The organism is Erythrobacter sp. EC-HK427 (assembly GCF_902498745.1).
GTDB lineage: Bacteria > Pseudomonadota > Alphaproteobacteria > Sphingomonadales > Sphingomonadaceae > Alteraurantiacibacter.
The window spans coordinates 1968329-1992191 of sequence record NZ_LR701479.1 but is presented as its reverse complement, the minus strand read 5'-3'; the positions used below and the strand labels follow the sequence as shown (position 1 = coordinate 1992191).

Genomic DNA, 23863 nt, shown 5'->3' with positions numbered 1-23863 from the left:
ACCTTAGTCGAGATCGGCGCGGGCGGTTTCGTAACCCTCTTCGTAACTGGCCTCGTAATCCTCCTCGCCGGGCAGCGGGCCTCCGGGATAGGCAGGCTGCGGGCCGTCTGCCTCTTCGGGCACCAGCGGCGCATCGCCGCGGCGATAGGTGTATTCGCTCTCCGCCGGCGTGACCGTCGCCGCGCGGGCGCGGGCATAGTCGGCATCGCTCCATTGCGTGCCAGCCGAGGCCGATGCTTGCCCCTGCGAATAGTCCTCGCCGCCGAAATCGACGCTGCGGATGCGCCCGTCATTGTCGATCCAGCAATTCCAGCCTTCGCCGCTGGTCAGCACGCCTTCGACGCGCCAGCCATCGGCGGTGCGCCGCGCGCTGGCAACATAATCGACCCGCGCATCCCCACGCTCGACCTGCTCCACGCACATATCGGCAGCATTGGCGATGCCAGTGCTTTCGTAGTCGCTATTACGATCACGGCTGCGGCGATCCGCATCGCGATCCCGCTCGTAATCGTAATCCCGGTCGTAATCACGATCCCGCCGGTCGCGCCGGCTATCATCGCCATCGGTCGCATCAACAATCGTCGCCAGCGCGCCGAGGATCAGAACACCCGTCACCACATCGCCCAGATCGACCCCGCGCCGGTCATGGCGGCGGCGATAGCGGCGCGTCCACGGATCGGCATAGGCGTTCCATTCGGAGCCGGTCACGCCGCTATCCGCCAGCGTAGCTGTCAGCGCGGCTGCGCCCTCTGTAGCGGGCACTTCGGCGGCTTGCGCCGGAACCGCGCTGATCACGAGAGCGCCTGCGAAAGCGGCAAAACCAACCAGACGAAACTTGACGAGGGCCATGCGACCTTTCCCCTGTTTGCGATACTCTGCGCGCACGACTAGGCGGCCCAGGCTGACACCAGCCTGAACCGCCCATTTTTTCATGTCGCCTGTTTAGAGGCCGCGGATGCCGCTGAAGTCGAGTTCCGAAATCCGCCCGTCACGGCTGACGTCGCATTCGAAGCGGCCTTCTTCCCAGCCGTCATTGCGATTGCCACGACGGTAGTTATTGCCCCAGCCGTCGCGCACCGCGATCCGGCCCTTCACCTCGAAGCCACCGCGCTCGCGGTCAACATCGTAGATTTCGTAGACCTCGGCGCGGGCACCGGAGTAACGCTGGGCACGGCGTTCGGCTGCTTCGACGCAACGCTCGACCGCGCTCCGCGCATTCAGGCCGCGATCGTAGCCCCGCCGGTCATCGCGGTAATCGCGATCATTGTAACGATAGTCCCGATCGCGCGAACGGTAATCATTGTCGCGGTAACGGTAGTCGCTGTCGCGATAACGGTCATCGTCGCGGTAGCGCCGATCATCATCATCGTCCCCGGACAGGATGACAGCGGCAAGACCGCCGAGAATAACCGCGCCGGCGATCACCTCGCCTGCGGACAGTCCGTCATCACGATCATGATGGCGATCCTGCGCTGCGGCGGGAGCTGCCGCGGCCATGGCGCCGGCCGCAACAGTGGCGAACGCACCCTTGGCCAAGGCTTTGGACATGGTTTTCATAAGGCTTCTCCTTCAGTGACCGACGGCACCCTTGCCATCGATATAAAGGGGTCTACCGAATCGCCCTTGAGCCGAGTCTGAACTCGCCGGTTGGCTGGCATTCAGGAAACAAGGTCATTTCCTGAATGCCCAAACCAGCCCTACTCGGGCGCTTGCAGCCCCGTCCAATAGCCCAGGAAGCTCAGAATATCCGCCGCTTCCTCGATCGCCTTGTCAGTCGGTTTGCCCGATCCGTGGCCTGCGCGGGTTTCAATCCGGATCAGTTGCGGCCGCTCGCCCAGACCAGCTGCCTGCAAAGCCGCAGTGTATTTGAAGCTGTGCCCCGGCACCACGCGGTCATCGGTGTCCGCCGTCGTCACCAGCAGCGCGGGATATTCGGTGCCCGGCTGGATATTGTGATAGGGCGAATAGGCGCGCAGGATGCGCCAGTCTTCCTCGCGGTCGGGATAGCCGTAATCGTCCACCCAATAGCGGCCAGCGGTAAACTGGTCGAAACGCAGCATATCCATCACGCCCACCGCAGCATTGCCCGCCGCGAACAGATCGGGCCGCTGGTTGACCACCGCGCCCACCAGCAATCCGCCGTTGGAGCCGCCCTGGATCGCGAGCCCGTCTTCCGGCGTGATGCCTTGCGCGATCAGATGCTCACCCGCAGCGATGAAATCGTCGAACACGTTCTGCTTGTTCGCGCGGCGGCCGCCATCGTGCCAGGCGCGGCCATATTCACCGCCGCCACGGATATTGGCCATAACGAAGGCACCGCCCGCCTCGACCCATGCCAGGCGGCTGGGCGAGAAGCCGGGAGTGAGCGAGATGTCGAACCCGCCATAACCATACAGCAGCGTCGGCACCGCCTCCCCGCTCGCCGCCACATCGGCACGGCGCACGAGGAACATCGGCACCCGCGTGCCATCGCGGCTTTCGTAGAATTGCTGCTCGACCACGAAATTCTCCGGGTCGAAGCTGACTTCGGGCGCGGCAAACGTGCTCGTTGCGCCCGTCGCCACATCATAGCGGTAGATCGTGCCCGGACGGTTGAAGCTGGAGAAGCTGTAGAAAGTCTCGCTCTCGGTCGGCGAACCGCCGAAGCCGCCCGCGCTGCCGAGGCCGGCAAATTCGATCTCGCGCACCAGCTCGCCTGCGAGGGTCATCACATAGGCGCTGGAGGAAGCATCCTCCAGATATTCGACAATCAGATGCCCGCCGACCATCGACGCGCCGTTGATCGGCTGCTCGCGTTCGGGGACGATTTCGGTCCAACCTGCGGCGATATTGTCCATGTCGATGGACACGATGCGATAGAGCGGCGCGTCCATATTGGTGGTGAAGTAAAGCGTGGAGCCGACGCTTTCGATCAGGTTCCAGCTATGCTCGAAGCCGGTGACGAGCGGGATCGCTTCCCAGCCATTGGTCTCGCGCGCTTCGAGGTCGATCATGTGGATTTCGTATCGCGAATCGGTGCCGGTGGAGGAGACGATTGCCATCCACCGATCATCATCGGTCACACCCGCGCCGTGGCCGCGTTCGGGATAGTCGGGGGTAGAGAAAACCAGCTGGTCGGCGGATTGGTCAGTGCCTAGCGTGTGGTAATACACCGCCTGGTTGTAATTGAGCGCCTGGAAGTCCTCGCCCTCCTCCGGCTCAGGGAAGCGCGAATAGGTGAAGCCTTCATTGCCGACCCAGCTGAGGCCGGAGAATTTCACCCAGCGAATCTCGTCGCCGATATGTTCGCCCGTCGCCACATCGAGCACGCGCACGATGCGCCAGTCGGTGCCGCCATCCTGCACGCTGTAGAGCAGCTTCGTGCCATCGGGCGAAGGCACCCAGCCGCCGAGCGCGGTTGCGCCATCGTCGGCCCACGCGTTCGGGTCGATCAGCAGCTGCGGTTCGCCATCCAGCCCGTCCTGATAATAGAGCGGCGACTGGTTTTGCAGGCCGGTATTGCGGGTGAAGAAATAGCGGTTGCCGCGCGCCACCGGAATGCCCATGCGCTCGTAATCGGTCAGCTCGGCTATGCGGGTGTTGAAGTAGTCCTGCATCGGCAGATTTTCGAGATAGGCATCGGTGACAGCGTTTTGCGCCTCTACCCAGGCGGCGACTTCGGGGTTGTTGCGCACATCATCTTCAAGCCAGCGATAGGGATCGGCCACCTCCTCGCCAAAGATCGTTTCCACGACATCGCCCGTGCGGGTTTCGGGATAAGCGGGCGCGCTCATATCCTGCGCGTTAGCAGCCGGAGCGATAATGGCGACAGCCGCAACGGCGGCGAGAAGATGACGGTTCATTGGGCCTCATGGGGTAGATGTGTGGTCCGTAGTTGCGCGGTATAGTTGGCGATGAAACGGGTGCGATGCAAGCTCGTCCAACGCACATCCCCTACTTCCCGCTCACCCTGAGCTTGTCGAAGGGTTGGCCTTCACGTGTGGACCTGCGCCAGAAGAAAGAGCGATGCTTCGACAAGCTCAGCATGAGCGGAATTGAGGGAAGGCCTATTCCCCCAAGGCCGCCAGCACATCGCGGGTGAAGGCCTCGATATCAAACCCCGAGCCACCCGCCGGGTCTTCCCCGCGCCGCACGATCACGACATCGCGGCTTGGAATGACGACAATATACTGCCCGCGATTGCCCGCCGCGACGATGGTGTCGGACGGGATGCCCTCGCTATTGTTCATCAGCCACCAGCCTGCGCCATACCCCCAGCCATTGCCTTCGGGCTGCGGGCCGGAGGGGGTGGAGACATACTCCACCCAACCTTCAGGCAGGATGCGTGTGCCGTCCGGCAGGACGCCATCGTTGAGGTAGAGCTGGCCAAGAATGGCTAGATCCCAATCAGTCGCCCAAACTTGACTTGAGAGGATGTAATTGCCGCGCCAATCCGTCTCGGCCACCGCATAATCCATGCCAATTGCGTCAAAAAGATCAGCGGGAGGGTGGTCGTCAAACGTATGTTCGATTGCCTGAATGGCAGCCAGAGTGTCGTTATTCGCATAACGGAAGACTGTTCCCGGCTCATTCACGAGCGGCCAATCCAGTGCGACTTCATCGACAGTTGCCCCACCGAAATAAAGCGCATCCGTGCGGTTTCCCGCTGTGTCCGAGTATCGCCCGCTCGCCATTCGCAGCAATTGGTCAATCGTAATCTCGTGGCGAGGATCACCACGATTTTCGCCTAGACCGGCGCTGTCGCTTACATCAGCATCTCCGCGATAGACCGCTGCACCGATCAACGTTGCCGCAATGCTCTTTGCGACCGACCAAGTGCGCTGCGGGACGGGGCTGGAACGAAAACCAGACGCCCTAAGCACGAGCTCCGTTTCACCGTTCAAAATCACGATCACCGATGTAGTGCGGGAATCGGCCCCATAGGTTGAGCCGTCGAAAGCCGCGTCGCCAATTTCGTACATTGTATCTTCGAATGAATAATCGGCTGAGTAGACAATTATCCGCTCATTCGGCGCGAACCATCTGTTATTCACCGGCTCATCAGCCCAAATCGGCAAGACAACACATCCATTGTCGGGATCATGGCGTGCAAACCGTGGGAGTGAATTTTCCGCCCACTCAACTGACACGTGACTGATGCGTCGATCTTCCGCCCGAACGATCTCATAAGGGAGTTCCTCCACAATCCCGTTCAACGGCGACTGAATTCCCGCAAGCTCCCACTCCATCACGCTTTCGGGCGTGCGGGTGGCCCCGTTGCGCTCCGCATTCGCAATAGCACTGCACAGGAACATCGCCTTGTATCCCGCCGCCAGCGCGCGGTCATAGCGGCTTTGGAGATCGCTTTGCGAGAGGCTCTGCGCAGTGGCGGGAGCGGCGAAGAGCAGCGTGGCGGCTGCGAGCATTGTCGTGCGGATCATGCCGCGCACTCTGCCAGCATTCGCGCAAAAGAAAAGGGCCGCCGGATCGTGTCCGACGGCCCCTTTCGTCCTCTCCCGAAACGCTTAGGCGGCTTCGTACTCGTCCATCTCGCTCATATCGGGGCCGCTGTCCTGACCCTTCGCCTCTTCGTCACGGTCGACGAGTTCGATGATCGCGATGGGGGCAGCGTCCGAGGCGCGGTAGCCGGCCTTGATGATGCGGGTGTAGCCGCCTTCGCGGTCGGCATAACGCTCTGCCAGAACGTCGAACAGCTTCTTCAGCTGCGTTTCGTCCATCAGGCGGCTCTGCGCCAGACGACGGTTCGACAGCCCGCCACGCTTGGCGAGCGTTACCAGCTTCTCGACGTAAGGACGCAGTTCCTTCGCCTTGGCAGTGGTGGTGGTGATCTGCTCGTGCTTGATCAACGCGGCAGCCATGTTGCGGAACATGGCGGTGCGGTGCTGAGACTTGCGGCTGAGCTTACGGCCGGAAATACCGTGACGCATTATTCTATACTCCAGTTCGTAGGGGGCCCGTATGAGGTAGCCCGATGCAGGCCGGAAGAAGGGGGCCGGCCCATGCCCCGTTTGGCTATTAGCCGAGCAGTTCCTGCTCCAGCTTCTTGGCCATTTCTTCGATGTTCTCGGGCGGCCATCCGGGGATGTCCATGCCGAGGCGCAGGCCCATGCTGGAGAGCACTTCCTTGATTTCGTTCAAGGACTTGCGGCCGAAATTCGGGGTGCGCAGCATCTCGGCTTCGGTCTTCTGCACCAGATCGCCGATATAGATGATGTTGTCGTTCTTGAGGCAGTTGGCCGAACGCACCGACAGTTCCAGCTCGTCGACCTTCTTGAGCAGGTACCGGTTGAGCTGGTTGGTGTCCGATTCCTGCGGCTCTGCAGCCACACCGATCATGGTGCCCTGCGGCTGCGGGATGCCGTCTTCGAAGTGGACGAACAGCGTCAGCTGGTCTTGCAGGATGCGCGCGGCATAAGCCACCGCGTCTTCCGGCGTGACCGTGCCATCGGTTTCGACCGTCAGGCTCAGCTTGTCGAAGTCGAGTTCCTGACCCACACGGGCGTTCTCGACCTTGTAGCTAACCTGCTTGATCGGCGAATACAGGCTGTCGACCGGGATCAGGCCGATCGGCGCGTCAACCGGACGGTTGGCCACGGCGGGGGCATAACCCTTACCGGTGTCGGCGGTCAGCTCCATATTGAGCGTGGCGCCTTCGTCCAGATGGCAGATCACGAGATCCTTGTTGAGGACTTCGATATCGCCCGACACGGCAATGTCACCGGCCTTGACTTCGCCGGGACCGGTGGCGGAAAGCTGCAGGCGCTTGGGCCCTTCGCCTTCCATCTTGAGCGCGATCTGCTTCACGTTGAGCACGATGTCGGTGACGTCTTCACGCACACCGGCGAGCGACGAGAATTCGTGCAGCACGTTTTCGATCTTGATCGAGGTAATGGCCGCGCCCTGCAGGCTGGCGAGGAGCACGCGGCGCAGCGCGTTGCCGAGCGTCAGGCCGTAGCCCCGCTCCAGCGGTTCGGCAACGAAAGTCGCCTTGCGCTTCTTGTCCGTGCCTTCCTTGATTTCGAGAGAGTTGGGCTTCTTCAGTTCCTGCCAGTTCTTGGTATTGACGGACATGGACTTCCCCTAAAGGTGTTTTGTGGCGCAAAAGCCGCGGGGTGCGAAAACCGCCGCGGCCGATGCGATGACTGTGGGTGCGTCAGGCCGGTTGCCCGACGCGGCAGACTTCGATCAGACGCGACGACGCTTGGACGGGCGAACGCCGTTGTGCGGGATCGGCGTCACATCGCGGATGCTGGTGATGGTGAAACCCACCGCCTGCAGCGCGCGCAGAGCACTTTCACGGCCCGAACCCGGGCCCTTGATTTCGACTTCCAGCGTGCGGACGCCGTGTTCGGCGGCCTTCTTGCCAGCATCGTCAGCGGCGACCTGCGCGGCGTAGGGCGTCGACTTGCGGCTGCCCTTGAAGCCCATCATGCCGGCGCTCGACCAGCTGATGGCATTGCCCTGCGCATCGGTGATCGTCACCATGGTGTTGTTGAAGCTCGCATTGACGTGCGCGACGCCGCTGGAGATGTTCTTTTTGTCGCGGCGCCGGATACGGCCTGGTTCGCGTGCCATTGTCTGTGTTCCTCGTGTCTCGAAGAGAAGGGAAAAGCGCGGGGGAAAATCCCCGGCTTACTTCTTCTTGCCGGCGATCGGCTTGGCCTTGCCCTTGCGGGTACGGGCGTTGGTGTGGGTGCGCTGACCGCGAACCGGCAGGCCCTTGCGGTGGCGCAAGCCACGATAGCAGGCGAGGTCCATCAGACGCTTGATGTTCATCGCGGTGTCGCGACGCAAATCGCCTTCCACCGTGAGATCAGCATCAATGGTTTCGCGAATCTGCAGCACTTCGGCGTCCGACAGATCCTGCACGCGAGTCGCGTGATCAATGCCCAGCTTGTCGACGATCTTGCGCGCCGTCGTGGGGCCGATACCGTGAATATAGGTGAGCGCGATAACCACGCGCTTGTTTGTGGGGATATTTACCCCGGCAATACGAGCCACTTAAATCTCCATGCTCCACAGGGGTTTAGGCAAATTCCGATGCATCGGAAGGGCCACCCCTATCTCATCGCTGTTACCCACCGCAGCTCACAATCAAATTGGCAGATTGGCGCGCAACAGGCTGCCGCCAATCTATAAATTTGCTCGCAATGCTACGAATGAACGGCGCAGATAGGGTGATTCACAGCCTACGTCAACAGGCGAAAGCGCGCAGGTGGAGAACCACTGCCCGCTTGCGTGCGACCGTCTTGTTCCAACCCTTATAGCGCCGCGTCGCGCGCTAGTCAAAACGGGCGTTAGCCCTCGTCCAATTCGCCGCCGAGACGCCCAACCAGACCGCCCAGAAATTCGCGCTGCACATTGTCCACAATCGGCGCGAGCATCTCCAGATCGATGCGCGAATGGCCGCCGGTTACGTAATCCCACTGGATACGCGTGCCCTCCCCTTCGTCGGCCAGCGTGACGGTCAGCGTGCCTGCCAGACCTTCGGATTGCAGCGGGCCAAGCGAGCCGGACATCCGCAGCACGCTGCCGGGGATCACCATCACCACGCGCATATGTTCGACAGAGCCTGCGGGCCAGCCATCGGTGGCGGGGATCGTCTCGCAAAAGCAGCCGCCCGCTGTGGCCTCAAGGCGCAGATTGGCCGGATTGTCAGACCATGTGTGCGCCCACCAGTTTTCCGGATGCACCAGCTCGCGCCAAACCTCGGCTCGCGGCGCGGCGACGATGGCGCTGTTGGACGAGGCGAACCCGTCAGCATCGCCCGATACGGTTTGCGCTGTTGCCGGGGTTGCAATTGCGCAAGCCAAAGCCAGCGCGCCTGCGTTCATTATCGTCTGCATCGCTTTCCCTCCGAATTGTCCCGCGCCGTTCTAGGGCGCGCCGGCCTGCCGGACAATATCCTCGGCGCCCTTCGCATCCGCCCTTGCCCGCACCTTGTCGCGGATTTTGCTCACCGCCGGATCGATGCCGTAGACCGAAACGCTGCACAGCAGGAAAAGCACGACCATCGCCGGCCCGAAATTCATCAGCCCTTCAAGATGCGGCCCTTTCACTCCGCGCCCGAAGAGCACGATCGAGGCAATTGCCGCAGCCTGCCAGTGGAGCAGATAAACCGGATAGCAGAAGTCACCCAAACGGGTGTCGAGCTTCTTCCATTTGGGAGCCAGCTTCAGATTGAGCAGGCAGATGATGATCCCGGCCGACATGAAAGCGTTCAAACCGTTGAACACCTCGCGCACGCGCCACCAGTCGCGGCCATAGAGGATCGTGAACACGAGTACCGCAAACATGATCGCCCAGCGCAGCAGCACCAGCGACGGCAATGTCCATTTCCAACGGGTGATCTGCGCGGTGAGATAGTCCTTGTAGTGATAGGTCATCGCGCCAACCGCAAAGGGCAGGCTGCCGCCGATCAGCGAACCGTAGACGCTGAGCATACCCCAATTGAGCAGATAGGCGGTGCAATTGTAGGCAAAACTGGCGAGGAACCACACCCAGGTCAGCCGCTTGTCGCGCGACAGGCCCAGCCCGATCAGCGCGTAAAACAGCAATTCCACGGTCAGCGCCCATGTCGGCGGGGACAGGCGCGGGATCACCGATATGGGATTGGGGTCAGCATAGATCATGCTGACGTTCTGGAACCACTCCCACCCGTTGGCAGGCATGGTGAAAGCGACGTTGAGCGACGACATCGTCGCTTCGCCGAACACCAGAATACAGATCACCGATACAAGGCCCGCATACCAGAAATTGGGATGCAGCCGCAGCACGCGGTTGAGCGCGAAAGCGCCGAACCCCTTGGCGCTGTAACCATAGGTCTTCTGCATGATCATCGTCATGAGAAAACCGGACAGGGTGAAGAAGGAAACGACCGCGAAGGGCCCGAGGATCGGGATCAGGAACAAGTGGTTGATCACCACTTCGAACGCCAGAATCAATCGCCAGAGCCCGAACATGAATCCCCCGTGATTGAATCAGAGCTCCGGATGAGAACCCCGTGCGCAGCGCGCCAGCCTCTTAGGCCGAAGCGAGCACCTTCTCAATCGCCTTTGTCACGTCGCCGATCGCCGCCATGCCGTCCACCCGCTGCACGATGCCGCGTTCTTCGTAGATCGGCAGGATCGGTGCGGTTTTGGCGCGGTATTCGGCCATGCGCGTGCGCACGGTTTCCTCGGTATCATCAGGGCGGCGCTTGAATTCGGTGGAGCCGCATTTGTCGCAGACGCCGGCGATGGCGGGCTGCTTGTGGCGGTCGTGATAGCCCGCGCCGCAATTGGCGCAGGTGAAGCGGCCGGTGATGCGATCAACCAACGCGTCCTCGTCCACCCCCAGTTCGATCACCACGGCCAGCTTACGGCCATGCTTTGCGAGGATTTCATCCAGCGAATGCGCCTGCGCTGCGGTGCGCGGATAGCCGTCGAAAATCGCGCCGACATCGTCGCCCATCTCGCCCAGCTTGGTGTCGATCATGGCAGAAACGATCTCGTCCGAGACCAGCTCGCCTGCATCCATCACCGCCGCCACACGGCGGCCCAGCTCGGTATCCGCCTTGCGCGTTTCGCGCAGCATATCGCCAGTCGACAGCTGGAGCATACCGTGATGCTCGACCAGCACGTTCGCTTGCGTGCCTTTGCCAGCGCCGGGAGGCCCGAGAAGAATGATGTTCATGATGTGACCCGAACCCCCGTCCACTATAGGCCCGACAGTTTTCGGCCCGTTCTCGTTAAGCCAGCGATGCTAGCCTAGCGCATCCGGCCCTTCAACTTAGCCTTTTTGATGAGATCACCATACTGGTGCGCGAGCAGGTGCGACTGGATCTGGCTGATCGTGTCCACCGTCACGTTGACGACGATCAACAGGCTGGTGCCGCCAAGGAAGAGCGGGATACCCGTCTGCGCAATCATGTATTCGGGCACCACGCAGACAACCGTCAGATACAGCGCGCCGACAACGGTAATGCGGGTAAGCACATAATCGAGATATTCCGCCGTCCGCTTGCCAGGACGAATACCGGGAATGAAGCCGCCATTCTTCTTCAGATTGTCCGCGGTATCTTCCGGATTGAACACCACGGCGGTGTAGAAGAAGGCGAAGAACATGATGCCGATAGCGTAGAGCAGCATATAGAGCGGCTGTCCGTGCTGCAGATATTGCAGCGTCGATTGCAGAACCTGCCCGGTCGTGGTGCTCTGGTCGATCGAATTGCCCGCGAACTGCGTGATCGTCAGCGGCAGCAGCAGCAGCGAGCTGGCGAAGATCGGCGGGATCACACCGGCGGTGTTGAGCTTCAGCGGCAGGTGCGAACGGTCTGCCTGCATCCCGCCGCGCTGCGTCGCGCGCTTGGGATACTGGATCAGCAGCCGTCGCTGCGCGCGCTCGAAGAAGCAGATCACGAGGATCAGCGCCACGATCATCACTATCAGCAAGCCGATCACCACGCCGCTGATCGAGCCCGAACGGCCACCTTCGAAAAGGTTCGCGGTAAAGGTCGGGAACTGCGCGACAATGCCCGCCATAATGATCAGCGACACGCCATTGCCGATGCCGCGGCTCGTCACCTGCTCACCCAGCCACAGCAGGAACATGGTGCCGCCAACAAGGTTGATCACCGCGACCACCTTGAAGATGAGACCGGGGTTCACAACCGCCTGCAAGCCGCTCTGCGCGCCATAGGCTTCGAGGCCGCTGGCGAGGAACCAGCCCTGGATCGCGCACAGGAACACCGTGCCATAACGGGTATACTGGTTCAGCTTCTTGCGCCCCGCCTCGCCCTCTTTCTTGATGGCAATCAGCGAGGGATGCAGGGCTGCGGCCATCTGCACCACGATCGACGCGGTGATGTATGGCATCACGCCCAGCGCGATCAGGCTCATCCGCTCCAGCGAGCCGCCGGAGAACATGTTGAACATATCGAGGATGCCGCCGCGCGTCTGGTCATACAGCGTTTCCAGCACGGCGGGGTTCACACCCGGCAGCGGCACAAAGCTGAGGAAACGGAACACGATCAGTGCCCCGATGGTGAACCAGATACGCTGCTTGAGTTCGGTCGCCTTGGAGAAGTTGGCGAAGCTCAGCGTGCTTGCAATATTATCGGCGCGTGAAGCCATGATACGTGGGTAATCCTGGTGTTGACGCCGGTCCCTCCCGGCTCAGGAGAGGTAGATAGGGAGGCGCGGGCGCGATGTCGAACCCGCGCTCCCTGTTTTTTGGTTTTATCCGGCCTTCTTGGCCTTGTTGGCCGCAGCGCGCTCGGCCTTCTTCTCGTGCTCGGGCTTGCCCTTGTCGAGAATCTCGACCTTGCCGCCAGCCTTCTCGACCGCAGCCAACGCGCCCTTCGACGCACCGGCAACGAGGAAAGTCAACTTGGCCGTGATTTCGCCCTTGGCGAGCAGACGTACGCCATCCTTGCCACCGCGCGCAACTCCAGCAGCCTTCAGCGCGGCATGATCGATGGTGGCCTTGGCATCCAGCTTGCCATTGTCGACGAGCTTCTGGATCTGGCCGAGGTTCACTTCGGCATAATCCTTGCCGAACGGGTTGTTGAAGCCGCGCTTCGGCAGGCGCATGTGCAGCGGCATCTGGCCGCCTTCAAAGCCCTTGATCGACACGCCCGAACGGCTCTTCTGGCCCTTCTGGCCGCGACCGGCGGTCTTGCCCTTGCCCGAGCCGATACCACGGCCGACGCGAATGCGACCCTTGCGGGCGCCTTCGTTGTCACGGATGTCATTCAGTTTCATAGTCTTGCACTCGCTGTAGTTTACCCCGGCGAACGCCGGGGCCCATTTGCTTAGCCCTGGAATGCGCGCGCGGGGCATTCCGGATTCCGGCCTTCGCCGGAATGACGGGAAGGGACGGTTTCCCTTCCGCCACTCATGTTCAGTCCACAATCTCCACAAGGTGCGAGATCTTGGCGACCGCGCCGCGAACTTCAGGGGTATCCTGCCGTTCGACAACCTTGTGCATCTTGTTCAGCCCAAGACCGATCAGGATCTTGCGCTGGTTCTCCGGACGGCGGATCGGCGAACCGATCTGCTTGATCTTGATAGTTGCCATGTCGATTACTCCGCAATCGCTTCAGCGTCGGCCTTCGCCTCGGCTTCGCTCGCGCCGCCACGGCCCAGCAGGTCGGCAATCTTCTTGCCGCGACGCTGTGCGACCGACTTCGGCGAAGACTGGTTGCCCAGACCGTCGAAAGTGGCGCGGATCATGTTGTAGGGGTTGGAGGTGCCGACCGACTTGGTCACCACGTCCGCAACGCCCAGTGCTTCGAACACGGCGCGCATCGGGCCACCGGCGATGATCCCGGTGCCGGGAGGTGCCGAGCGGACAACCACGCGGCCTGCGCCGAAGTGGCCGGTGCCGTCATGGTGCAGCGTGCGCCCTTCCTTGAGCGGAACGCGGATCATCTTCTTCTTGGCAGCAGCGGTTGCCTTGTTGATCGCTTCGGGCACTTCGCGGGCCTTGCCATGGCCGAAGCCGACGCGGCCCTTGCCGTCACCCACCACGACCAGCGCGGCGAAACCGAAGCGCTTACCGCCCTTCACCACCTTGGCGACGCGGTTGATGTGGACGAGCTTTTCAATCAGCTCTTCACCGCCATCATCGTCGCCATCGCGGCCACGGCGGTCATCCCGACCGCGGCCCCTGCCGCCATCACGACCACCGCCGCGATTGTCGCCACGGCCACCGCGACCACCGCGCTGACCCTGGGCACCTCTGGCGCGACCTTCGTCACCCTGAGCAGCGTCCTGGTTGGCGTGAGCCTCGGTCTCAGCAGTGGTCGGCGTGGGCGTGGCGCCCGCGTTATCCACCACAGCTTCGGGAGTGGTTTCTTCGGTGTTGTTGGTTTCGTCAGCCATCATCAGAACTCCAGCCCGCCTTCGCGAGCGGCATCGGCCAGCGCCTTGACGCGACCATGGAACAGGAACCCGCCGCGATCGAACACGACAGAGGTCACGCCGGCCTTCTTGGCAGCGGCGGCAATATCCTGGCCCACCTTGGCAGCGGCTTCGACATTGGCACCCTTGCCACCCAGCGTGTTGGCAGCAGCCACGGTGCGGCCATCGGCATCGTCGATGATCTGCGCGTAGATGTGCTGACCGGTGCGGTGCACGGACAGACGCGGCTTGCCACCGGCACGCTTGCGCAGCGCGGTGCGCACGCGGCGACGACGACGTTCAAAGAGAGAAAGCTTTGCCATCTTACTTCTTCTTTCCTTCCTTGCGGAAGATATATTCGCCGCGATACTTCACACCCTTGCCCTTGTAAGGCTCGGGCTTGCGCCATTCGCGGATCTCGGCAGCGAACTGACCGACCTTCTGCTTGTCGATGCCCGAAATTTCGACCGTGGTCTGGTCGGGCGTGTTGACCGTCAGGCCTTCGGGAACATCGAGATCGATGTCGTGCGAGAAACCGAGCTGAAGCTTCAACTTCTTGCCCTGCGCCTGCGCACGATAGCCGACGCCGGTGATTTCCAGCACCTTCACGAAACCTTCGCTCACCCCGTCGACCAGGTTCTGCACGAGCGTGCGCTGCATGCCCCAGAACTGGCGGGCCTGCTTGGTCTTGTTGATCGGGTTGACCTGGATTTCCTCGCCTTCGATCTTGTATTCGATCAGATCGAACATGGACATGGAGAGCTCGCCCTTGGGGCCCTTCACGCTCAGCACGCCATTTTCGACCTTGGCGGTGACACCTGCCGGAATCGCGACCGGCTTTTTACCGATGCGGCTCATCAGAACACCTCCGCCAGCACTTCACCACCGACATTGTCATTGCGCGCTTCGTTATCCGAGAGCACGCCCTTGGGCGTCGAGACGATGGTGATGCCGAGGCCGTTGCGCACCATCGGCAGTTCTTTCGAACCCGAATAGACGCGGCGGCCCGGCTTGGACACGCGGGCAATGTGCTTGATCGCAGGCTCGCCCTCGAAATACTTCAGTTCAATCCGCAGCGCGGGATGCTTGCCGGTGGTGTCTTCGCTGTAGCCACGGATGTAGCCTTCGCGCTGGAGCACTTCGAGCACGTTCGCACGCAGCTTCGACGCGGGCGAGAGGACGGAGTCCTTCTTCGCCTGCTGGCCGTTGCGGATACGGGTGAGCATATCACCCAGGGGATCGGTCAGAGGCATAGTCTAATTCCTCACCAGCTCGACTTGGTCACGCCCGGGATCATGCCCTTATTGGCGAGATCGCGGAGTTCGATACGGCAAAGGCCGAACTTGCGGTAATAGCCGCGCGGGCGGCCGGTGGTGTTGCAGCGGTTGCGAACGCGCGTCGGGTTCGCATTACGAGGCAGCTCGGCCATTTTCAGGCGCGCCATAAGACGCTCGGTATCATCGAGCGACTCATCGTCGGCAATTGCCTGCAGCTTCGCGTATTTCGCGGCATACTTCTTGACGAGAGCCTTACGCTTCTCGTTCTTGTTGATGGAACTCAGTTTCGCCATTGGACTTAAGCTCTCCTAAGCGGCTTCACGCCGCTTCCTTGTCTTCGGCCTGCTCGGCCGGGAAGGGGAAACCGAAGAGACGCAGCAGTTCGCGCGCTTCTTCATCGGTCTTCGCGGTGGTGGTGACGATGATATCCATGCCACGCACCTTTTCGATCCTGTCGTAGCTGATCTCGGGGAAGATGATCTGCTCCTTGATGCCCATGGCGTAATTGCCATTGCCATCGAACGAATTCGGATTGAGGCCACGGAAGTCGCGGATGCGCGGCATCGCAATCGTCACCAGACGATCGAGGAATTCGAACATCCGGTCACGACGCAGATTGACCTTGCAGCCGATCGGCATGCCGTCGCGCAGCTTGAACTGGGCGATCGACTTCTTGGCCTTGGTAATCACCGGCTTCTGGCCGGCAATCAGCTGCATTTCCTCAGCGGCCGTCTGGACCTTCTTCTTGTCCTGGCTGGCTTCGCCCACACCCATGTTGAGCGTGATCTTTTCCAGCTTGGGCACCTGCATCGGGTTGGCGTAACCGAACTTCTCGGTCATCGCCTTCACGATTTCAGCCTGGTACTTCTGCTTCAGGCGGGGGGTATACTCAGCCATCGATAGTCTCCCCGGACTTGACAGCGACGCGCACCTTCTTGCCGTCCTTCGTTTGGAAACGGACGCGGGTGGGCTTGCCATCCTTGGGATCGGCAATAGCGACCTTGGAGATCGCAAGCGGAGCGGGAATGCGGTCGATGCCGCCCTGCGGGTTCGCCTGGCTCGGCTTGCGGTGGCGGGTCATCACATTGACGCCTTCCACCAGCACCTTGCCATCCTTCGGCATGACCTGCTGGACAGTGCCGGTCTGGCCTTTGTCCTTGCCGGACAAGACGACGACAGTGTCACCCTTCTTGATCTTTGCAGCGCCCATCACAGCACCTCCGGAGCGAGCGAGATGATCTTCATGAAGCCCTTGCCGCGCAGTTCGCGGACAACCGGGCCGAAGATACGCGTGCCGATCGGCTCTTCGTTCTTGTTCACGAGAACCGCGGCATTGCTGTCGAAACGGATCACGCTGCCATCGGGACGGCGGACATCCTTGCGGGTACGCACGATCACCGCACGGTGAACGTCACCCTTTTTCACACGCGCACGCGGCTGGGCTTCCTTTACGGAAACCACGATCACGTCCCCGACACTCGCGAACCGGCGCTTCGAGCCGCCCAGTACCTTGATGCACTGGACGCGCTTGGCGCCGCTATTGTCCGCGACGTCGAGATTGGATTGCATCTGGATCATCGATCCGGTTCCTTCTCATTGGCTTGCCGAGACACCCAAAATCGACTGGGGCCCGGCAGTTCCTAACGTCAAATTACTCGGCGTTACCCGGAGTGGCTTCTGCGACATCGAGGTTGGCTTCCACAGCCTGCCCCTTGCTGGCGACGAGACGGTCGATCACCGTCCAGGTCTTGGTCTTGGAGATCGGTTTGGTCTCCTCGATGCGAACCTTGTCACCCACGACGTATTCGTTCTTCTCGTCGTGCGCATGATACTTCTTCGACCGCTTGATGATCTTGCCGTACAGCGGGTGCTTCACCCGGCGTTCGACATTCACGGTGACAGTCTTGTCGGTCTTGTCGGAGGTGACAATACCGGTGAGAATACGCTTCGGCATCGTTTGCTCCTTATGCTTTGACCGCTGCAGTGGCGCGTTCGCCCTGAAGCGTCTTGATCTGCGCGATCTCGCGGCGCACCTGCTTCACGCGGGCGGGGCCTTCAAGCTGGTTCGTCGCAGCCTGGAAGCGCAGATTGAACTGCTCTTTCTTGAGCGCAACGAGCTGCTCTGCGAGCTGGTCGTCAGTCTTCGTACGAAGGTCTTCCATAGAAGCCATTACTTGTTTCCTCCAAGATGCGAGGTGTCACCCAGACGGGCGATAACCTTGGTCTTGATCGGCAGCTTCATGGCTGCACGGCTGAAAGCTTCGGCGGCCAGCGGGCCGGGAACGCCGTCCAGCTCGAACAGCACGCGGCCCGGCTTCACGCGAGCAGCCCAGTATTCGATCGAGCCCTTGCCCTTACCCTGACGCACTTCGGCAGGCTTCTTCGACACCGGCACATCGGGGAACACGCGGATCCATAGACGGCCCTGACGGCGAATGTGGCGCGTGATCGCACGACGGGCGGCTTCGATCTGGCGCGCAGTGATACGCTCCGGCTCGAGAGCCTTGAGGCCATAGGAGCCAAAGTTCAGATCGGTACCGCCCTTGGCGTTGCCATGGATCTTGCCCTTGAAGGCCTTGCGGTACTTGGTTTTCTTCGGTTGCAGCATGTTATCTACTCACCTCAACGTGCCGGACGGACGCCGGACGTCTGCGATTCCATCATCAGGCGGTCTTGCGCCGTCGGATCGTGACCCAGGATTTCGCCCTTGAAGACCCACACCTTGATGCCGATGATGCCATAGGCGGTCAGCGCCTCGGCTTCGGCATAATCGATGTTGGCGCGCAGTGTGTGCAGCGGCACACGGCCTTCGCGGTACTGTTCAACACGGGCGATTTCTGCGCCGCCGAGGCGGCCGCCGCACATGATCTTGATGCCTTCGGCACCCAGACGCATGGCAGACTGCATCGCACGCTTCATCGCCCGGCGGAACGCCACGCGACGGATCAGCTGGTCGGCAATGCCCTGCGCAACGAGCTTGGCATCGACTTCCGGCTTGCGGATTTCGACGATGTTCAGCTTCACTTCGCTGGCAGTGATCTTCGACAGTTGGCCACGCAGCTTTTCGATATCTGCGCCCTTCTTGCCGATGATCACGCCGGGGCGTGCCGCATAGATCGAGACGCGGCACAGCTTGGCCGGACGCTCGATCACGATCTTCGAGATCGCAGCCTGCGGCACGGTCTTCGTGATGAACTTGCGGATCTCGATGTCTTCCTTGAGCAGCTTCGCATACTCGCCACCTTCGGCGTACCAGCGGCTGTCCCAAGTACGGTTGATCTGCAGGCGCAGGCCAATCGGATTGCTCTTATGACCCATTACGCTTCCTCCTGCTCGCGCACGACGATCCGCAGCCGGCTGAACGGCTTGAGGATGCGCGTCGATTTGCCGCGACCGCGCGTGGCGAACCGCTTCATGGTAACCGACTTGCCGACGCTCGCCTCGGCGACGACAAGCGCGTCGACGTCGAGATCGTGGTTATTTTCCGCATTGGCGATGGCCGAAGCCAGCACCTTGCTGGCGTCACGTGCCATGGCGCGCTTGGAGAAAGAGAGGATGTTCATCGCCTCTTCCGCCTTCTTGCCACGGATCAGCGCAGCAACAAGGTTCAGCTTCTGCGCCGAACCACGGATCGTGGTTGCCACAGCCATTGCTTCATTGTCCGCGACGCGGCGGGGTGATTTCGCCTTGCCCATTATCGCTTGCCCTTCTTGTCGGCGGCGTGGCCGGGGAAGGTGCGCGTGGGCGCAAATTCACCGAGCTTGTGGCCAACCATCTCTTCGCTCACCGAGACGGGGATGAATTTGTGGCCATTGTAGACGTTGAACGTCAGACCAACGAAATCAGGCAGCACAGTCGAACGGCGCGACCAGGTCTTGATCGGCTTGCTGTTGCCAGCTTCCTGTGCTTCCTGCGCCTTCTTCAGCAGGTGAAGATCGACGAACGGACCTTTCCAGACGGAACGTGCCATTAGTCCTTACCTCTTCTTCTTCGCGTGACGCGAACGGATAATCATCTTGTCCGTCGACTTGTTCTTGCGGGTACGGGCGCCCTTTGTCGGCTTGCCCCACGGGGTCACCGGGTGACGGCCACCGCTGGTGCGGCCTTCACCACCACCGTGCGGGTGGTCAACCGGGTTCTTGGCGACACCGCGCGTCAAAGGCTTGATGCCCATGTGACGGCGACGACCGGCCTTGCCCAGGTTCTGGTTCTGGTTGTCCGGGTTCGAAACCGAGCCAACCGTGCCCATGCAATCGGCGCGCAGGTAACGCTGTTCGCCGCTGTTGAGACGGACGATCACCATCCCGCGGTCACGACCGACGAGCTGCACATAGGTGCCTGCCGAACGGGCGATCTGCCCGCCCTTGCCCGGCTTCATCTCCACATTGTGGCAGATGGTGCCGACCGGCATCTGGCCCAGCAGCATGGCGTTGCCCGGCTTGGTGTCGGTCTTTTCACCAGCGACGATCTTGTCACCGGGAGCCAAACGGTTCGGCGCGATGATGTAAGCGAGTTCGCCGTCATCATACTTCACCAGCGCGATGAAGGCGGTGCGGTTCGGGTCGTATTCCAACCGCTCCACGGTGCCTTCAATGTCCCACTTGCGACGCTTGAAGTCGATGAACCGGTACTTCTGCTTGTTACCGCCGCCCTTGCCGCGCGAGGTAACATGGCCCTTGTTGTTGCGGCCACCGGTCTTTGTCATGCCCTTGGACAGCGACTTGACCGGACCACCTTTGTGGAGGCCAGTCTTGTCGACGAGAACCAGCGCGCGACGCGCGGGGCTGGTTGGTTTGTAGTTCTTGAGTGCCATTTCTCTCTAGCCCCTCAGATACCGCTGGTGACGTCGATGGAATCGCCGTCCTTCAGGGTAACGATCGCCTTCTTCAGGTCGTTGCGCTTGTAGGGCTTGCCCTTCCAACGCTTTGTCTTACCCTTCACGTTGAGGGTGTTCACGCCCGTGACGCTGACATCAAAGATCGCCTCGACGGCTTCCTTGATCTGCGGCTTGGTCGCATCGCCCGCCACCTTGAAGACCACTGCGTTGTTCTCACTTAGCAGGGTGGCCTTTTCGGTGATGTGCGGCGCCAGCACCACGTCATAGTGACGCGCATCGATTGCTTGCTTCTTGGCCATTACTTAGCACCTCCCGCCAGGGCGAAACGCGCCTCCAGCTTGGCGACAGCATCCTTGGTCAGGACAAGCGTGTCGTGGTTGAGGATGTCGTACACATTGGCACCGGCAGCCGGGAGGACGTTGACGCCCACCAGATTGCCCGAAGCCTTGCGGAAGCTCGCGTCAACGCTTTCACCGTCGATCACCAGTACCTTGCCGTTCCAGCCATTCTTGCCGAATGCTGTAGCCAGCGCCTTGGTCTTGGCGTCCTTCAGTTCCAGGCTGTCAACGATCACCAGACCGTCCTTCGCCTTCGTGCTCAGCGCCATCTTGAGGCCGAGTGCGCGGATCTTCTTGTTCAGCGACGGGTTGAAGTCACGCTTGCGCGCGCCGTGGGCCTTGCCGCCGCCGATGAAGATCGGAGCCGAACGGGCACCGTGGCGAGCGCCGCCGGAGCCCTTCTGCTTGCCGAACTTCTTGCCGGTGCGGGCAACGTCGGAACGCTCGCGCGTCGGACGGGCGGTCGCGCGGCGGCTTTCCAGCTGCCACGTCACGACGCGGTGCAGGATATCGGCACGCGGCTCCACACCGAACACGGCATCGTTGAGCTCAACGTCGCCGGCGGCCTTGCCGTCGATTTTCTGGACCTTCACCTTCACGGATCAGCCCTCCTTGTTTTCGTCCGACGCCGGAACGGCATCGGAAACGTTGGTCTGTTCAACCGGAGCAGCCGCTTCGGGAGCGGGCGCCGAGGTATCGAGCAGCGCGCCGGGGAACGGAACACCTTCGGGAAGGGCAACCTTCACCGCGTCCTTCACCAGCAGCCAGCCATTCTTCGCGCCGGGGACGGAACCCTTGACGAAAATCAGGCCGCGCTCTGCATCGGTGCGAACCACTTCGAGGTTCTGCTGCGTGCGCTGACGGTCACCCATGTGACCGGCCATCTTCTTGTTCTTGAAAACCTTGCCCGGATCCTGGCGGTTACCCGTCGAACCGTGCGAACGGTGCGAAATGGAAACGCCGTGCGATGCGCGCAGACCACCGAAGCCCCAACGCTTCATGGCACCGGCAAAGCCCTTACCGACCGTGTGACCGGTCACGTCGACCATCTGGCCGGCGACGAAGTGGTCCGCCGCAATCGTCGCGCCAACGGGAAGCAGGCCATCTGCATTCTCGACCCGGAATTCGGCGACCTTTTGCTTCAGGCCGACTTCAGCCTTGGCGAAAGCTTCGCGCTGCGGCTTGTTGACATTCTTGTGCTTGGCAACGCCCGCGCCGAGCTGGACGGACCAATATCCGTCACGCTCTTCGGTACGATTGCCTGTGACCTGGCACCCTTCCAGCGAAAGAACGGTCACGGGAACGTGACGTCCATCCTCCTGGAACATGCGGGTCATCCCGACTTTCTTAGCGATCACGCCAGTGCGCATCACGCAAACTCCTTACAGAGGCACCTGAAGGCCCATCCCCCAGGTGCATGACAGCCCGAAATGTTCGATACATCGCCCGTCCGGGCTGAAATGCTCTCGTGGCCACCGGGCCATCCGAGCGAGACGGGAGACGCAGCCCGGATAAATCCGGCGGTATCTCTTTGTGTCGCCATCCCGGCCGAAGCAGGGATCGCAGGCCGATACGTTCGACCCGACGTTGTCGCCCCCGCCTTGGCGGGAGCATCACCCGCTTACGCGAGCTTGATTTCCACGTTCACACCGGCAGCAAGGTCGAGCTTCATCAACGCATCGACCGTCTGGGCGTTGGGCTGCACGATATCGAGCAGCCGCTTGTAGGTGCGCACCTCGAACTGCTCGCGCGACTTCTTGTCGACGTGCGGGCCGCGGTTCACGGTGAATTTCTCGATACGCGTCGGCAGCGGAATAGGACCACGAATAAGCGCGCCAGTGCGCTTTGCAGTGTCAGCGATCTCGCCAGTTGCCTGATCGAGCACGCGGTGATCGAAAGCCTTCAGGCGAATACGGATATTCTGTGCGTCCATGTTCCAACTACCAATGCGAAAGAGCCAAGGAATTCCGGCCCAATAGCCAAAACCCCAAAACAAAAAGGCTCGCCCCGCTCTGCCCGGTTTCCCGTCAGCGGGCGGCCTTCCCAGTAAATTTCGTTTCGGGCGAGACGAATCTCGTCCGGTACGGAGGCGCGTATACGGAGCGGACCTCCATCTGGCAACCCCTCAATTGAAGGTTTCGTCCCCAGCCTGCCCGGCTGTGGCACCGGGCGGAAATTGCGCTTCCAAAAAAGCGAAGACCCGCCCTTCCAGTGGGAAGGACGGGTCTCGTTTCAATACCCCGAGGGGCAGTGAATTAGTTGGTGATCTTCGAGACCACGCCCGAGCCGACGGTGCGGCCGCCTTCGCGGATAGCGAAGCGCAGGCCTTCGTCCATGGCGATCGGAGCGATCAGCTTGACGTTGATCGTCACGTTGTCGCCCGGCATCACCATTTCGGTGCCTTCGGGAAGGATCACTTCGCCGGTCACGTCGGTCGTACGGAAGTAGAACTGCGGACGATAGTTGGCAAAGAACGGCGTGTGACGGCCGCCTTCATCCTTCGACAGAACGTAGACTTCTGCACTGAACTCGGTGTGCGGGCTAACCGAACCGGGCTTGCACAGAACCTGGCCACGCTCGACATCGTCACGCGCAACACCGCGGATCAGGGCACCGATGTTGTCGCCAGCCTGGCCCGAATCGAGCAGCTTGCGGAACATTTCGACGCCGGTCACGGTGGTCTTAGAGGTGTCCTTGATGCCGACGATTTCGACTTCGTCGCCAACGTTCACAATGCCGGTTTCCACGCGGCCGGTCACAACCGTACCACGACCCGAGATCGAGAACACGTCTTCGATCGGCATCAGGAAGGGCTTGTCAACCGGACGGTCGGGCTGCGGGATGTGCTCGTCGACGGCTTCCATCAGGGCAATGATCGAATCCTTGCCGATGTTATCGTCACGGCCTTCGAGAGCGGCCAGAGCCGAACCCTTGACGATCGGAATGTTGTCGCCATCGAAATCATAGCTCGACAGCAGTTCGCGCACTTCCAGCTCAACCAGTTCGAGAATTTCTTCGTCGTCGACCTGATCAACCTTGTTCATGTACACGACCAGCGCCGGCACGCCGACCTGACGGGCGAGCAGGATGTGCTCACGGGTCTGCGGCATCGGGCCGTCAGCTGCGTTCACCACGAGGATCGCGCCGTCCATCTGCGCGGCACCGGTGATCATGTTCTTCACATAGTCAGCGTGGCCCGGGCAGTCGACGTGGGCGTAGTGACGCGCAGCGGTTTCATATTCGACGTGTGCGGTCGAAATGGTGATGCCGCGCTCGCGCTCTTCGGGAGCCTTGTCGATGTTGGCGAAATCAACCGCTTCACCGCCGTTGACTTCGGCCATCACCTTGGTGATCGCAGCGGTCAGCGTGGTCTTGCCGTGGTCGACGTGACCAATGGTGCCGATATTGCAGTGCGGCTTGTTCCGCTCGAATTTTGCCTTTGCCATTTTCTCTTTTAACCTCTGTCTAAAATGAAATTTCTGCGGGGAGAGAGTCGGCACCCGCTGAAACAGGCGCCGCCCCTAGCCT

General features: G+C 61.3%; 34 protein-coding genes. All 34 read right to left on the bottom strand.

Annotation, left to right across the window (positions count from 1 at the left end; genetic code table 11):
• Positions 1-3: 3 nt before the first annotated feature.
• Positions 4-849: a hypothetical protein gene (locus GC121_RS09830; RefSeq protein WP_151974114.1), complete on the bottom strand. Its 846-nt coding sequence runs from the start codon at positions 847-849 to the stop codon at positions 4-6.
• A gap of 93 nt (positions 850-942) precedes the next feature.
• The gene (locus GC121_RS09825) at positions 943-1557 is read right to left on the bottom strand and encodes a hypothetical protein (protein WP_151974113.1); all 615 of its coding nucleotides are present in this window, start codon (positions 1555-1557) and stop codon (positions 943-945) included.
• A gap of 140 nt (positions 1558-1697) precedes the next feature.
• Positions 1698-3842 (bottom strand): prolyl oligopeptidase family protein, encoded by a 2145-nt coding sequence (locus GC121_RS09820; protein ID WP_151974112.1) that lies wholly within the window; start codon positions 3840-3842, stop codon positions 1698-1700.
• 204 nt (positions 3843-4046) lie between these two features.
• Positions 4047-5405: a serine hydrolase gene (locus GC121_RS09815; RefSeq protein ID WP_234421189.1), complete on the bottom strand. Its 1359-nt coding sequence runs from the start codon at positions 5403-5405 to the stop codon at positions 4047-4049.
• 99 nt (positions 5406-5504) lie between these two features.
• Positions 5505-5927 carry a 50S ribosomal protein L17 gene (rplQ, locus tag GC121_RS09810; protein ID WP_151974111.1) on the bottom strand — a complete coding sequence of 141 codons (423 nt, stop codon included), beginning with the start codon at positions 5925-5927 and terminating at the stop codon, positions 5505-5507.
• Positions 5928-6015: 88 nt separating this feature from the next.
• The gene (locus tag GC121_RS09805) at positions 6016-7071 is read right to left on the bottom strand and encodes a DNA-directed RNA polymerase subunit alpha (protein WP_151974110.1); all 1056 of its coding nucleotides are present in this window, start codon (positions 7069-7071) and stop codon (positions 6016-6018) included.
• Between the two features lie 114 nt (positions 7072-7185).
• Complete coding sequence (gene rpsK / locus GC121_RS09800) at positions 7186-7575, bottom strand: 30S ribosomal protein S11 (RefSeq protein WP_151974109.1); 390 nt, start codon at positions 7573-7575, stop codon at positions 7186-7188.
• A 57-nt stretch (positions 7576-7632) separates the two neighbouring features.
• The gene (gene rpsM / locus GC121_RS09795; protein WP_151974108.1) at positions 7633-8001 is read right to left on the bottom strand and encodes a 30S ribosomal protein S13; all 369 of its coding nucleotides are present in this window, start codon (positions 7999-8001) and stop codon (positions 7633-7635) included.
• Positions 8002-8297: 296 nt separating this feature from the next.
• Positions 8298-8846, bottom strand: coding sequence for an SRPBCC domain-containing protein (locus GC121_RS09790; protein WP_234421187.1), 549 nt, complete (start codon positions 8844-8846; stop codon positions 8298-8300).
• A gap of 30 nt (positions 8847-8876) precedes the next feature.
• Positions 8877-9962, bottom strand: coding sequence for an acyltransferase (locus tag GC121_RS09785; RefSeq protein ID WP_151974107.1), 1086 nt, complete (start codon positions 9960-9962; stop codon positions 8877-8879).
• 61 nt (positions 9963-10023) lie between these two features.
• Positions 10024-10674, bottom strand: a complete 651-nt coding sequence (locus GC121_RS09780; RefSeq protein ID WP_151974106.1) for an adenylate kinase — start codon at positions 10672-10674, stop codon at positions 10024-10026.
• Between the two features lie 74 nt (positions 10675-10748).
• A complete protein-coding gene (gene secY / locus GC121_RS09775; RefSeq protein WP_151974105.1) occupies positions 10749-12113 on the bottom strand; it encodes a preprotein translocase subunit SecY in 1365 nt (454 codons plus the stop codon).
• A gap of 105 nt (positions 12114-12218) precedes the next feature.
• Positions 12219-12743, bottom strand: coding sequence for a 50S ribosomal protein L15 (rplO, locus tag GC121_RS09770; protein WP_151975685.1), 525 nt, complete (start codon positions 12741-12743; stop codon positions 12219-12221).
• A gap of 139 nt (positions 12744-12882) precedes the next feature.
• Complete coding sequence (rpmD, locus tag GC121_RS09765) at positions 12883-13059, bottom strand: 50S ribosomal protein L30 (RefSeq protein WP_151974104.1); 177 nt, start codon at positions 13057-13059, stop codon at positions 12883-12885.
• A gap of 5 nt (positions 13060-13064) precedes the next feature.
• Entirely contained in the window at positions 13065-13868 is an 804-nt protein-coding gene (gene rpsE / locus GC121_RS09760; protein ID WP_151974103.1) for a 30S ribosomal protein S5, read from the bottom strand.
• On the bottom strand, positions 13868-14206 hold the full coding sequence (gene rplR / locus GC121_RS09755; protein ID WP_151974102.1) for a 50S ribosomal protein L18: 339 nt from the start codon (positions 14204-14206) through the stop codon (positions 13868-13870). The genes rpsE and rplR overlap by 1 nt, the downstream gene beginning before the upstream one ends.
• A gap of 1 nt (position 14207) precedes the next feature.
• Positions 14208-14741 carry a 50S ribosomal protein L6 gene (rplF, locus tag GC121_RS09750; RefSeq protein WP_151974101.1) on the bottom strand — a complete coding sequence of 178 codons (534 nt, stop codon included), beginning with the start codon at positions 14739-14741 and terminating at the stop codon, positions 14208-14210.
• The gene (gene rpsH, locus GC121_RS09745; protein ID WP_151974100.1) at positions 14741-15136 is read right to left on the bottom strand and encodes a 30S ribosomal protein S8; all 396 of its coding nucleotides are present in this window, start codon (positions 15134-15136) and stop codon (positions 14741-14743) included. The genes rplF and rpsH overlap by 1 nt, the downstream gene beginning before the upstream one ends.
• Before the next feature lie 11 nt (positions 15137-15147).
• Positions 15148-15453: a 30S ribosomal protein S14 gene (gene rpsN / locus GC121_RS09740; protein WP_151974099.1), complete on the bottom strand. Its 306-nt coding sequence runs from the start codon at positions 15451-15453 to the stop codon at positions 15148-15150.
• Positions 15454-15478: 25 nt separating this feature from the next.
• Entirely contained in the window at positions 15479-16057 is a 579-nt protein-coding gene (gene rplE / locus GC121_RS09735) for a 50S ribosomal protein L5 (protein ID WP_151974098.1), read from the bottom strand.
• A complete protein-coding gene (gene rplX / locus GC121_RS09730; RefSeq protein WP_151974097.1) occupies positions 16050-16370 on the bottom strand; it encodes a 50S ribosomal protein L24 in 321 nt (106 codons plus the stop codon). The genes rplE and rplX overlap by 8 nt, the downstream gene beginning before the upstream one ends.
• Positions 16370-16738: a 50S ribosomal protein L14 gene (rplN, locus tag GC121_RS09725; protein ID WP_151974096.1), complete on the bottom strand. Its 369-nt coding sequence runs from the start codon at positions 16736-16738 to the stop codon at positions 16370-16372. Before rplN ends, rplX begins: the two co-directional genes overlap by 1 nt.
• Before the next feature lie 73 nt (positions 16739-16811).
• Positions 16812-17114: a 30S ribosomal protein S17 gene (gene rpsQ / locus GC121_RS09720; RefSeq protein WP_151974095.1), complete on the bottom strand. Its 303-nt coding sequence runs from the start codon at positions 17112-17114 to the stop codon at positions 16812-16814.
• 10 nt (positions 17115-17124) lie between these two features.
• Positions 17125-17331: a 50S ribosomal protein L29 gene (gene rpmC, locus GC121_RS09715; protein WP_151974094.1), complete on the bottom strand. Its 207-nt coding sequence runs from the start codon at positions 17329-17331 to the stop codon at positions 17125-17127.
• Entirely contained in the window at positions 17331-17768 is a 438-nt protein-coding gene (gene rplP / locus GC121_RS09710; RefSeq protein ID WP_151974093.1) for a 50S ribosomal protein L16, read from the bottom strand. Before rplP ends, rpmC begins: the two co-directional genes overlap by 1 nt.
• 14 nt (positions 17769-17782) lie before the next feature.
• Positions 17783-18478, bottom strand: coding sequence for a 30S ribosomal protein S3 (gene rpsC / locus GC121_RS09705; RefSeq protein WP_151974092.1), 696 nt, complete (start codon positions 18476-18478; stop codon positions 17783-17785).
• The gene (rplV, locus tag GC121_RS09700) at positions 18478-18855 is read right to left on the bottom strand and encodes a 50S ribosomal protein L22 (protein WP_151974091.1); all 378 of its coding nucleotides are present in this window, start codon (positions 18853-18855) and stop codon (positions 18478-18480) included. The genes rpsC and rplV overlap by 1 nt, the downstream gene beginning before the upstream one ends.
• Positions 18855-19130 (bottom strand): 30S ribosomal protein S19, encoded by a 276-nt coding sequence (gene rpsS / locus GC121_RS09695; RefSeq protein WP_151974090.1) that lies wholly within the window; start codon positions 19128-19130, stop codon positions 18855-18857. The genes rplV and rpsS overlap by 1 nt, the downstream gene beginning before the upstream one ends.
• A 6-nt stretch (positions 19131-19136) precedes the next feature.
• Entirely contained in the window at positions 19137-19973 is an 837-nt protein-coding gene (gene rplB / locus GC121_RS09690; RefSeq protein ID WP_151974089.1) for a 50S ribosomal protein L2, read from the bottom strand.
• Positions 19974-19987: 14 nt separating this feature from the next.
• Positions 19988-20296, bottom strand: a complete 309-nt coding sequence (locus tag GC121_RS09685; protein ID WP_151974088.1) for a 50S ribosomal protein L23 — start codon at positions 20294-20296, stop codon at positions 19988-19990.
• Positions 20296-20934 (bottom strand): 50S ribosomal protein L4, encoded by a 639-nt coding sequence (rplD, locus tag GC121_RS09680; RefSeq protein WP_151974087.1) that lies wholly within the window; start codon positions 20932-20934, stop codon positions 20296-20298. The genes GC121_RS09685 and rplD overlap by 1 nt, the downstream gene beginning before the upstream one ends.
• Positions 20935-20937: 3 nt before the next feature.
• Positions 20938-21705 carry a 50S ribosomal protein L3 gene (gene rplC, locus GC121_RS09675; protein ID WP_151974086.1) on the bottom strand — a complete coding sequence of 256 codons (768 nt, stop codon included), beginning with the start codon at positions 21703-21705 and terminating at the stop codon, positions 20938-20940.
• 251 nt (positions 21706-21956) lie between these two features.
• Complete coding sequence (gene rpsJ, locus GC121_RS09670; protein ID WP_151974085.1) at positions 21957-22268, bottom strand: 30S ribosomal protein S10; 312 nt, start codon at positions 22266-22268, stop codon at positions 21957-21959.
• 322 nt (positions 22269-22590) lie between these two features.
• Positions 22591-23781: an elongation factor Tu gene (tuf, locus tag GC121_RS09665; RefSeq protein ID WP_151974084.1), complete on the bottom strand. Its 1191-nt coding sequence runs from the start codon at positions 23779-23781 to the stop codon at positions 22591-22593.
• Positions 23782-23863: the final 82 nt, after the last annotated feature.

Excerpts from the sequence above, each read along its gene's own strand:
- GC121_RS09830 (WP_151974114.1), bottom strand. The coding sequence starts at position 849 with ATGGCCCTCGTCAAGTTTCGTCTGGTTGGTTTTGCCGCTTTCGCAGGC.
- GC121_RS09825 (WP_151974113.1), bottom strand. The coding sequence starts at position 1,557 with ATGAAAACCATGTCCAAAGCCTTGGCCAAGGGTGCGTTCGCCACTGTT.
- GC121_RS09820 (WP_151974112.1), bottom strand. The coding sequence starts at position 3,842 with ATGAACCGTCATCTTCTCGCCGCCGTTGCGGCTGTCGCCATTATCGCT.
- GC121_RS09815 (WP_234421189.1), bottom strand. The coding sequence starts at position 5,405 with ATGCTCGCAGCCGCCACGCTGCTCTTCGCCGCTCCCGCCACTGCGCAG.
- rplQ (WP_151974111.1), bottom strand. The coding sequence starts at position 5,927 with ATGCGTCACGGTATTTCCGGCCGTAAGCTCAGCCGCAAGTCTCAGCAC.
- GC121_RS09805 (WP_151974110.1), bottom strand. The coding sequence starts at position 7,071 with ATGTCCGTCAATACCAAGAACTGGCAGGAACTGAAGAAGCCCAACTCT.
- rpsK (WP_151974109.1), bottom strand. The coding sequence starts at position 7,575 with ATGGCACGCGAACCAGGCCGTATCCGGCGCCGCGACAAAAAGAACATC.
- GC121_RS09790 (WP_234421187.1), bottom strand. The coding sequence starts at position 8,846 with ATGCAGACGATAATGAACGCAGGCGCGCTGGCTTTGGCTTGCGCAATT.
- GC121_RS09785 (WP_151974107.1), bottom strand. The coding sequence starts at position 9,962 with ATGTTCGGGCTCTGGCGATTGATTCTGGCGTTCGAAGTGGTGATCAAC.
- GC121_RS09780 (WP_151974106.1), bottom strand. The coding sequence starts at position 10,674 with ATGAACATCATTCTTCTCGGGCCTCCCGGCGCTGGCAAAGGCACGCAA.
- secY (WP_151974105.1), bottom strand. The coding sequence starts at position 12,113 with ATGGCTTCACGCGCCGATAATATTGCAAGCACGCTGAGCTTCGCCAAC.
- rplO (WP_151975685.1), bottom strand. The coding sequence starts at position 12,743 with ATGAAACTGAATGACATCCGTGACAACGAAGGCGCCCGCAAGGGTCGC.
- rpmD (WP_151974104.1), bottom strand. The coding sequence starts at position 13,059 with ATGGCAACTATCAAGATCAAGCAGATCGGTTCGCCGATCCGCCGTCCG.
- rpsE (WP_151974103.1), bottom strand. The coding sequence starts at position 13,868 with ATGATGGCTGACGAAACCAACAACACCGAAGAAACCACTCCCGAAGCT.
- rplR (WP_151974102.1), bottom strand. The coding sequence starts at position 14,206 with ATGGCAAAGCTTTCTCTCTTTGAACGTCGTCGTCGCCGCGTGCGCACC.
- rplF (WP_151974101.1), bottom strand. The coding sequence starts at position 14,741 with ATGAGCCGCATCGGTAAAAAGCCGGTCGCGATTCCGGCAGGTGTCACC.
- rpsH (WP_151974100.1), bottom strand. The coding sequence starts at position 15,136 with ATGCCTCTGACCGATCCCCTGGGTGATATGCTCACCCGTATCCGCAAC.
- rpsN (WP_151974099.1), bottom strand. The coding sequence starts at position 15,453 with ATGGCGAAACTGAGTTCCATCAACAAGAACGAGAAGCGTAAGGCTCTC.
- rplE (WP_151974098.1), bottom strand. The coding sequence starts at position 16,057 with ATGGCTGAGTATACCCCCCGCCTGAAGCAGAAGTACCAGGCTGAAATC.
- rplX (WP_151974097.1), bottom strand. The coding sequence starts at position 16,370 with ATGGGCGCTGCAAAGATCAAGAAGGGTGACACTGTCGTCGTCTTGTCC.
- rplN (WP_151974096.1), bottom strand. The coding sequence starts at position 16,738 with ATGATCCAGATGCAATCCAATCTCGACGTCGCGGACAATAGCGGCGCC.
- rpsQ (WP_151974095.1), bottom strand. The coding sequence starts at position 17,114 with ATGCCGAAGCGTATTCTCACCGGTATTGTCACCTCCGACAAGACCGAC.
- rpmC (WP_151974094.1), bottom strand. The coding sequence starts at position 17,331 with ATGGCTTCTATGGAAGACCTTCGTACGAAGACTGACGACCAGCTCGCA.
- rplP (WP_151974093.1), bottom strand. The coding sequence starts at position 17,768 with ATGCTGCAACCGAAGAAAACCAAGTACCGCAAGGCCTTCAAGGGCAAG.
- rpsC (WP_151974092.1), bottom strand. The coding sequence starts at position 18,478 with ATGGGTCATAAGAGCAATCCGATTGGCCTGCGCCTGCAGATCAACCGT.
- rplV (WP_151974091.1), bottom strand. The coding sequence starts at position 18,855 with ATGGGCAAGGCGAAATCACCCCGCCGCGTCGCGGACAATGAAGCAATG.
- rpsS (WP_151974090.1), bottom strand. The coding sequence starts at position 19,130 with ATGGCACGTTCCGTCTGGAAAGGTCCGTTCGTCGATCTTCACCTGCTG.
- rplB (WP_151974089.1), bottom strand. The coding sequence starts at position 19,973 with ATGGCACTCAAGAACTACAAACCAACCAGCCCCGCGCGTCGCGCGCTG.
- GC121_RS09685 (WP_151974088.1), bottom strand. The coding sequence starts at position 20,296 with ATGGCCAAGAAGCAAGCAATCGATGCGCGTCACTATGACGTGGTGCTG.
- rplC (WP_151974086.1), bottom strand. The coding sequence starts at position 21,705 with ATGCGCACTGGCGTGATCGCTAAGAAAGTCGGGATGACCCGCATGTTC.
- rpsJ (WP_151974085.1), bottom strand. The coding sequence starts at position 22,268 with ATGGACGCACAGAATATCCGTATTCGCCTGAAGGCTTTCGATCACCGC.
- tuf (WP_151974084.1), bottom strand. The coding sequence starts at position 23,781 with ATGGCAAAGGCAAAATTCGAGCGGAACAAGCCGCACTGCAATATCGGC.